Source organism: Kitasatospora sp. NPDC056446, assembly GCF_042796115.1.
GTDB lineage: Bacteria > Actinomycetota > Actinomycetes > Streptomycetales > Streptomycetaceae > Kitasatospora.
Genome location: NZ_JBHTRF010000116.1, coordinates 12,774 through 19,381 on the forward strand (window position 1 = coordinate 12,774; position 6,608 = coordinate 19,381).

General features: G+C 71.1%; 6 protein-coding genes. 3 read left to right on the plus strand and 3 right to left on the minus strand.

Going from position 1 to position 6,608, the window contains the following annotated elements; all coding sequences use genetic code 11:
* The first annotated feature begins 350 nt into the window (after nucleotides 1-350).
* Complete coding sequence (locus ACFQ6N_RS38100; RefSeq protein WP_380658709.1) at nucleotides 351-1,151, plus strand: hypothetical protein; 801 nt, start codon at nucleotides 351-353, stop codon at nucleotides 1,149-1,151.
* Between the two features lie 13 nt (nucleotides 1,152-1,164).
* On the opposite strand, the gene ACFQ6N_RS38105 is transcribed toward ACFQ6N_RS38100, so the two are convergent.
* From ACFQ6N_RS38105 to ACFQ6N_RS38115, 3 genes are all read right to left on the minus strand, one after another.
* A complete protein-coding gene (locus ACFQ6N_RS38105) occupies nucleotides 1,165-2,223 on the minus strand; it encodes a helix-turn-helix transcriptional regulator (RefSeq protein ID WP_380658710.1) in 1,059 nt (352 codons plus the stop codon).
* A 338-nt stretch (nucleotides 2,224-2,561) separates the two neighbouring features.
* Entirely contained in the window at nucleotides 2,562-3,359 is a 798-nt protein-coding gene (locus tag ACFQ6N_RS38110; protein ID WP_380658711.1) for a hypothetical protein, read from the minus strand.
* 590 nt (nucleotides 3,360-3,949) lie between these two features.
* Nucleotides 3,950-4,720, minus strand: a complete 771-nt coding sequence (locus ACFQ6N_RS38115) for a hypothetical protein (protein WP_380658712.1) — start codon at nucleotides 4,718-4,720, stop codon at nucleotides 3,950-3,952.
* 221 nt (nucleotides 4,721-4,941) lie between these two features.
* On the opposite strand from ACFQ6N_RS38115, the gene ACFQ6N_RS38120 reads away from it, so the two are divergent.
* Nucleotides 4,942-5,478 (plus strand): hypothetical protein, encoded by a 537-nt coding sequence (locus ACFQ6N_RS38120; protein ID WP_380658713.1) that lies wholly within the window; start codon nucleotides 4,942-4,944, stop codon nucleotides 5,476-5,478.
* Between the two features lie 363 nt (nucleotides 5,479-5,841).
* Nucleotides 5,842-6,261: a peptidase inhibitor family I36 protein gene (locus ACFQ6N_RS38125; protein WP_380658714.1), complete on the plus strand. Its 420-nt coding sequence runs from the start codon at nucleotides 5,842-5,844 to the stop codon at nucleotides 6,259-6,261.
* Nucleotides 6,262-6,608: the final 347 nt, after the last annotated feature.

Sequence of the window (6,608 nt, forward strand, 5' to 3'; positions counted from 1 at the left end):
CCCGCGCCCCCACCCCCGGGGGGGGGCGCGGGCGGCCCCCGCCCCCCCCCCCCCACCTTCAGCTTGTGGCTGCCTCGTTCTGCACGACCTTCCGTGGCGGGCCCCACCCGCGCCGACAACTTCCCGTCCGGCCCCTGAGCGGCAGCGAAGCGGTGCACGGGTCTCCCGTACGCCCCTTGCGGACCGCGCGCCGACGAGCCGTGACCCGCCGGATGAGCCGTCGACTTCCGGCGGAATACTATTCCGATCCGCCCGCATATGTTGTTGCGGCTCCCGGGGATTCCTACGATCGATTCCAGGCGGGGAGATCTTTCCGCTGGGGATTTCGGCTTGTTTCCCGGGGAGACAGAATGAGAGAACGCAAGAACGGTGTTTCGCGGCGGGGATCGTCGGTGCTGTTCACCCTGCTCGGCTCGGCTCTGCTGGTCGCGGCGCAAGCGCCCGTTGCCGGAGCCGTGACGGCGTCAGGCGGGGGTGAGTCGTGGGGGGACACCGTGCAGACGCCGTACGGCGAACTCGGAAAGTGGATGCTGACCTGCCAAACCCCGAAATCGCCCGACTGTCAGCCCTCCGACTGGGGGATTTCCGACTGGTTGGGCCAGCAGCAGCCCGACGGCAGGCGGCTGGACGAGCCGATCAACGTCGTCATCGTGGACCGGACGTCGACAAGCCCGGAAGAGGCCACCCTCAAGCTCCTCGGCGGCATGGCGGCGGCCGGCTTCCCGTCGAAGTACGGGCACAGCGACGGGTACCGCGCGATGATCGGCTCCGCACTCCAGGGCCAGCAACCCACCCGCGTGACCTGCAACGCCACGGTTTCGAGCAAGTACGGCTGCGCGTTCGCCGACCAGGAATACAATCACCTGGGACCCATCGACCACGCCCGGGCCTTCGGTCCCGCGCCGCTGCCGGACGGCCACGGTTACGTCTGGATCGAGGCGCTGAGTACGGAGAGGCCCGGCCTGTACCACTTCAGGCCCACGCACCTCTACAAGTCGTTCAAGACGGCCCAGGACAACCTGTGCACCGGGATGTCGCACGTCGCGGGCGTCAGGATCGGCGATCCGATCGACCTGCAGAACAGGCTCGACGGGATCGACCGGTACACCGGCGACTACACGGGCAAGGCCTGCCTGGCCTTCCTCCCGTAGTCGGCACGCCTGTTCACGGCTGTCGCGTCCGGCGGGTACCGGCCGGGCGGGACAGCCGTGTCGAAGCCGCGGTGCCGTCCCGGCCGCGTCGGCCCGGTGGGAGGACCAGGTCGGAGGGGGCCCGGTCGCCGGTCACCGCGTCGATCCACTGCCGCGCCCAGGCGGCCTGCCGGTGCTCCGCCGGCATGGCGGCATAGCCCTGTTCGATCTCCTGCCGGGCCGAGGCGGTACGGCCCTGGGCGAGCATCGCCACGCCCCGGCGCAGGGCCAGCCACCCCGGCGTGTACCAGTACGCGCCCACCGGTAGATCGGCGTAGTCGACGGCCTCGGCCAACCGGTCCGCCTCCAGCAGCAGCCGGTCGGCTTCCCGGGTCTCGCCCGCGTGGGCGAGTGCCCGGGCCTGCTGCCCGGCGTCATAGGCCCGCAGAGCCGGGTGGGCGCGGGTGTCGCGGCGGGCGGCGTCGAGCATGCTGGCTGCGGCGACGGGGCTGCCCCAGACCAGTTCCAGCACTCCCCGGTAGCTCATGGTGCGCTCCAGGCGGTCGGGCGCCTGCGACTCGTAGGCGTAGGCCACCGCGCGGTCCAGCATCTGTTCGGCCGCCGCGTACCGCCCCGCCTGGAAGTGGCACCAGCCGAGGAAGGCGGTACCCATGGCGGCCGCGCCGATCGCCGCGGCGCGCAGGGCGTACGGTGCGTCCTTGGCCGTCTGGAGGGCCAGTTCGGTGCGTACGGCCACCATGGGCATGACGTCCGCGGCAGAGGACGCGTCCTCCAGCTGCCGAAGCCGGACGAGGCCCGACTCCACCCCGGCGATCACCGCCCGGTCCACCGAGCCCGGCCTGCGGGCCTGGAAGTCGGCCCGGTCGGGGTCCGGCGGGATCAGACCGGCCAGCGCCCCACCCGCCGCCAGTGCCCCGTCGATCAGCCAGGCCAGCGCGGGCGTCGGCGTCCGGTCGCCTGACTCGAACCGGCTGATGCTCGCCTGGGAGACGAACACCCGTTTCGCCAGGGCCGGTTGGGAGAGGCCGGCGCGGCGGCGCAGGAGTCGTAGCGTTCGCCCGAAAGAAGTCATGCCCGCCCCCGCGCCTGGTTGTGCACCCGCACAGTAGGGTCGGAGGCTACCCGGATGACCGGCCGTTACTCCCGTGCCCGCGGTGGACCAGGGCCCGGGTACGTGCTGCCCCGGCGCGGACCCGAGCCAGGGCCTCCGATGTCCGCCCACCCGGCGAGGCGGAGCAGACCCACGTCGGCTGAGGGGTATGCCGCTGGTCGAGCAGTTCGGGCCGGCCGCTGACGAGGTGGTTTCCGGCTTCGCAGGCCGCCGGCCCCGGCTGTCACCTGTCGCCGGCAGTGGGCGCCCAGGAGGACGTCGCGCCGTTCGCGTGGGACCGAGTCGGGCCGGGCCCTCCGTCAAGCGGGAACGTTCTTGATCACAGCGTCGGTCAGCGGCGAGAGCTGATCGGACAGCTTGTCGAGGTCCGCGGTCCGGCCGTCGGACCACTGGGCCGAACCGACGACCACGCCGTGCCCGTACGCCGCGAAGCCCTGTACGCGGCCGCTGTCGGCCGGCAACCGGCGCAGACCCGAATCCGTGGGCGGGACATGGACGGCCACCTGGAAGGAGTCGGCGTGGGAGCCGAGAAAGCTCACCAGTTGCGCGCCGTCGCCCTGGTCCGCCATCGTGAACACCGCCACGTTGTACTGGTTGCCCTCGGCGTCCTTGTACAGCGCCAGGTCGACTCCGAGACAGCCGTGGCCCTGCGTGATCAACCCGGCGAGGGTCGGCGCCACGGTGTCCGGGCCGGTGCAGTTCGAGCGTGCCACGCCCGCCACCAGCGTGTACCCCTGGACCTGCGCCGGAAAGACGGACAGCGGCATCGCCGAGACCGGAGCGCCGGGTGCCGCCGACGAAGCATCGATCGACGGCGTCGCCACGTGCGGCGAGCGATCGGACGACGCCGGCGCAGCCAGTGCGGGAGGTGCGGCCGGTGCGGCCGGTGCGGGGCTCGACGGCCGGAGCAGGTACGCCCCCGCGCCCGCTGCCACCACCAGCGCAGCGGTCACCGGAGGCAGCAGCCGACGTCGCGCGTTTCGCCGCACGGGCTGAGGCGCCTGCTCGGCGACACCCGGCTTTTGTACCGCGTTGTTCTTCTCAAACTCGTTGACGAACTCTTCCCACAGGTCGTCACCGGATCCACGCATGCTCACAGCTCCCACACCTTAGTGATCACCGCTTCCGCTGGGAAGCCGAGCCCCGTGCCGGATGCGTTCTGGCACCGTGATGGCGATCGACACCTGTGTAGGCCCAGCGCAAGGGGGACACGATCCGGACCCGACGATCGACCCGCCGGCCGGCCCGCGGCATCACCGGGGGCGGCTGCCGCGCGGCGTCAACCGCCGGGCAGCATCAGCCCGTCCATGCCGGCCGGAACTCGCAGGGATGCCTCCCAACGGTTCGTCGGCGCGGCGGGTGTCGGGTGTCCCTGGCTGTGCCGGCGGTGGCTCCCTGCGCCTGCGACCGCTCGGTATTGCACGTGATCCCACCTGGCAACCCGCCGACCCGGGCCGGTGATCGACTCACCCCGCTTGACGCCCGATGTCTATCAAGGCCGGGCACCCCCCACAGCAGCCCTGACACCCGCGCCCTCACCCGGCCACGGACGGCCGTACAAACCACGGCAGGCTCGTGAACGGCCCGTCCGCTCGACCTGGGCATGCCCCGGGGCCGGCCGGGACGAGCCCGACCAGCCCCGGTGGGCCGACCACGACGTGGTGGTCCAACCGGCAGGTCCGCGCTGTCAGTTCTTCGGCACCGCTTCGAACAGGCCGCGGCCCGCACGCTGTGCCCGGTCCGCCTTGACGAGCCGTTCCAGAGTCGTGCGGACGTTGTTGTCGGTGGTGTCAGGGCCGAGCACTGCGGAGACCTCGCCCGCCCGCAGCGGCTTGCCGGCCGCGGCCAGGGCGTTCAGCACATCCTCGGCGATCCCACGGGACCGCTTTGCCGGGGCCGGTACGACCGGTACGGCCGGAGCCGGCGGAGCCGACCTCTTGGCGTCGGCCTTCTTCGTGCTCCGCGCCTTCGGCTTGTTTTCCGTCGGCGAAGCAACCTCGGCGGTTGCCGTGGTGGTGCCGCGCGGCTTGCGCGCAGCTCGCTTGGCGGGCGCTGCCTCAGTGGAGGCGGCCGCCTGGGCGGGGATCCGACGTCGGGTTGCCTTCTTCGGTGCCGGTGCCGGTGCCGGTGCCGGTGCCGGTGCCGGTGCCGGCTCGTCGGCTACAGGGAGCAGCCTTGCCGTGGCCTCGGCCGGTTCCGGCTTCTCTGCTGCCCGGGCTTCCTCGGCTGCCAGCGGGGCCGGAGCGGCCTCCTCGGCTGCCGCTCCGGCGGCGGGCCGGCGGGTTGCGTCAACGGCACGCAGGCTGTCGAGGGCGACACGCAGCGAGGTGACGTACCCCGCGACTCGCTCCAACTCCCTTTCAAGCGCTGCCCGTTGCTCCTCGACCTGGGCGAGCTGGTTTTCGACGAGCGTGATGGCGGCTGCGACGCCGGAGTCGGTTTCGGCGGAAGTTGCCAAGGGGGTGACCTCACTCACTGCGGGAACGGCGACCGCCGTACGGATGTTGCTTTCACGACTTTACGACGCAACTGCCGCTTTACGCCCCAAGAAACCCTCATAAGTGCTGGATAGCACTGAAGTTCACAAGCCGTCGGCGGCGTCGAGGAGGCCGACTCCGATCGCGAGGCCGCGGCGCGGGCATGCCGAAAGCCGGGTGGCCTGTGGTGAATGATGAGACCGTGATCTCCAAGGAACGCGCCGTTGAGCTCATCGAGTCCTTCCTGGCCGGAGAGCTGCCGACGCAGCCGTGGAGGGGGTCCGCCCCCACGCCGGACATCTACCACGTGCAGGAACGCGCGGTCGGCTGGCTCGTCTTCTGGCGTTCGGCGGAGCAGGCCCGGGCCCGTGACATGCGCGGCAGCTTCGTCGGCGGCCACTACCTGGTGGACCGGCACGATGGGAGCATCCACTACGTGCCCGCCGTCTGGTGGGAGGACGACGGCTGGGAGGAGCAGTACCTCCTGCAGATCAAGGGCATCAGACCGCCTGACCCAATGGCCTCCACTGTTCGGGCGCTCGTCCACTCCGCGGGCGTCGTGGCCGCGATGAGTCACCTGCGCAAGCAGGCCCCGCGACTGAGCCTGAAGGAAGCAAGGGCCTACGTCACGACCGTTCAGGGCGGCGCCGAACCACCGGAAGAGCTGGCAGGCCTTACCCGGAAGGAGCGGGACTGGCCGCCTCTGCCCATCGAAACGCCGGCTGGTCCGGCACAGTAGAGGTCTGGCCGAGGAGCCGAGGTCCAGGTCGCATTGCCGGCTCACCCGAGGCCGTGCCGCGACGCGTCCCGGCCCCACGACCGATCGTGCGGCAATCCTCGTAGGCAGCCCGCCGGCCCTTGCGGACGGTAGCTGCCGGCGGCGGGCTACCGAGCCAAGAACCTCTCAACCTCGCGCTTCAGGCGGCTCTCCGTGCTCCCGGGACCATCCCCCTGCCGGGAACTGGGCCGACCGGGTTCCCGGGGGCCCGCGCGGGTGCCCGTGAGTCGCCGTTCGGGTGACAGCCGCTCATGGTTGCGCCGGTGAAGTGGAAGTCTCCGAAGGCACGATCCGTGCACAATCCACGAACTTCGAGGAGTTCCCATGAAGTCGCGAGTCGCACTTGCCGCCGGGGTGGCGGCCCTGGCGGTCGGGCTGCTGACGGTGCCGGTGCACGCCGCCCCGACGGTGGCGGTGGCGGAGGACCTGGCCGCCGACACCTACCTCACGAACGGGCAGGGCATCAGCAGCTGCCCGTCGGGGCGGTTGTGCCTCTACCGGGACGTCAACTACAACGGGGGCGGCAGCGCTCCGATGCTGGTCACCCGCTCGGGCGTGTCCTACCTGGGTGACTACAACTTCAACGATGCAGCCAGCTCGTACTACAACAACACCAACCTGCCGGTGGTGCTCTACGAACACGCGAACTACGGGGGTGGACAGCTGGCGATCCGATCGTGGGGATACGGCAACCTCGACAGCTCCTGGAACGACAAGGCGTCCTCCCTGCAGTTCCTCTCGTAGACTCCCGCCGCACCGGCCCCGCGGCCGGTGCGGCCACGGGACGAGGGACGACCTCGACCGGCTGGTCGAGGCGTTCCCGCCGCCGCCGAAGCGTCACTTCCCGCAGCCGGTGACGCCGAACGGGGAACGTATCGCCGCAAGCGGCATCGACGCCGTCTCCGTCACCCGCGAAGGCCTGGACCCCGACACCGGCCCCGACCGGTACGGAGGTTGCCGCGTACCGCCGTCCCGATCGCCTCAGGAGTCGCGCCGGGGCTGCGTCTTCTGGTTGTAGATCTCCTTGCCGTCCGCGTTGTAGGCGTGGATGTAGGGGGAGGGGGGGAAGGAGTTCCGGTCGACGTTGGCGG